Origin of the sequence: Streptomyces natalensis ATCC 27448, from assembly GCF_000935125.1 — a bacterium.
Taxonomy (GTDB): Bacteria; Actinomycetota; Actinomycetes; order Streptomycetales; family Streptomycetaceae; genus Streptomyces; species Streptomyces natalensis.
The window spans coordinates 1-1,139 of sequence record NZ_JRKI01000049.1 but is presented as its reverse complement, the minus strand read 5'-3'; the positions used below and the strand labels follow the sequence as shown (position 1 = coordinate 1,139).

Sequence of the window (1,139 nt, the reverse complement as noted above, 5' to 3'; positions counted from 1 at the left end):
AAGACCAGTTGGGACCAGCTGCAGGTCCCCAACGTCTAAAGGCAAAACCTTCGAGGAACGGTTCCAGTACCTTTCTCTCCGCGGGGAAGTCGGGAGATCGACCTTCGGATTCGACCGATCATCGTTCGTGACAATGGATGTGATTTTGGTGTAGACGGCTACGAGATTCACGACCGTAACTACATACATCACATGAATCCGATGACGGTTGACGACATCTCGACTGGCGACGCGAGGATTCTTGATCCTGAGTACCTGATCTCAACAACCCATCGAACCACAACGCCATTCACCACGGCGACGAGGGAATTCTTCCCCGATCGCTCGTCGAACGTAGAACTGGCGACACAAAGTCGTGGAACTGAAAGGACGGCGTCATGCCCGAGAAGAACTACGACGACGAGGACGTGAAGGCGGCTCTCGAGAAGACAGACACCTCCCATGGACCCGGCACCGACAACCTCGATGACCTTCCGGAGAGCGACTTCGTCGCCTTCGCCGAGGACGGCGTCGAGAACGACACGGAGGCCCCCAAGTGACTGCGACCATCGCTTATGACCGTCCCGTCTCGAACCTCATCGACCAGCTGAGCGCGACGGGCCACGTCACCCACACGCCCTACAGGAAGACTTCGGTCACGCTGCACCACAACGACGGCAATGTCAGTCGGCTTTCGCACCAGGGTGTGCTCAACGGCTGGAAGACGCGTAAGGCTTCGGCCCACTTCGACGTGGACGCCGCCGGTGCCGTCGCTCAGTACGTCAAGGTGAACGAGTACGCCTGGGCCGTCGGCAACAAGGCCGGCAACCAGAGCTCGATCAGCATCGAAATGGCGAACGCAACACTCGGGCCCAACTGGACGGTCGCCGAAGCCACCTGGAAGAACGCCGCACGTCTCGCTGGCTGGAACTTCGCCAAAGTGATCGGCGAACGCCCCAGCAAGAGCAACCTCTTCTACCACCACCACTGGACTTCGACCGTCTGCGCCGGCCCGTACATGAACAAGATCTACGACCAGGTCCTCGCGGCGGCTCAGGAGGCGTACGACCACTTCAAAGATTCACACCCCACCCCCGGGCCGGATACCGAGCCGTTCCCTGGTGCGTCGTACTTCCACACCGGACAGAAATCGCCGATCA

At 59.6% G+C, this 1,139-nt stretch carries 2 protein-coding genes; both read left to right on the top strand.

The window, feature by feature from the left end:
• The first annotated feature begins 377 nt into the window (after nt 1-377).
• Nucleotides 378-539 carry a hypothetical protein gene (locus SNA_RS44485; protein WP_157879932.1) on the top strand — a complete coding sequence of 54 codons (162 nt, stop codon included), beginning with the start codon at nt 378-380 and terminating at the stop codon, nt 537-539.
• The coding region (locus SNA_RS29890) for a peptidoglycan recognition protein family protein (protein ID WP_044367714.1) at nt 536-1,139 on the top strand (604 nt) is incomplete at its 3' end. The genes SNA_RS44485 and SNA_RS29890, both read left to right, overlap by 4 nt.

Excerpts from the sequence above, each read along its gene's own strand:
- SNA_RS44485 (WP_157879932.1), top strand. The coding sequence starts at position 378 with ATGCCCGAGAAGAACTACGACGACGAGGACGTGAAGGCGGCTCTCGAG.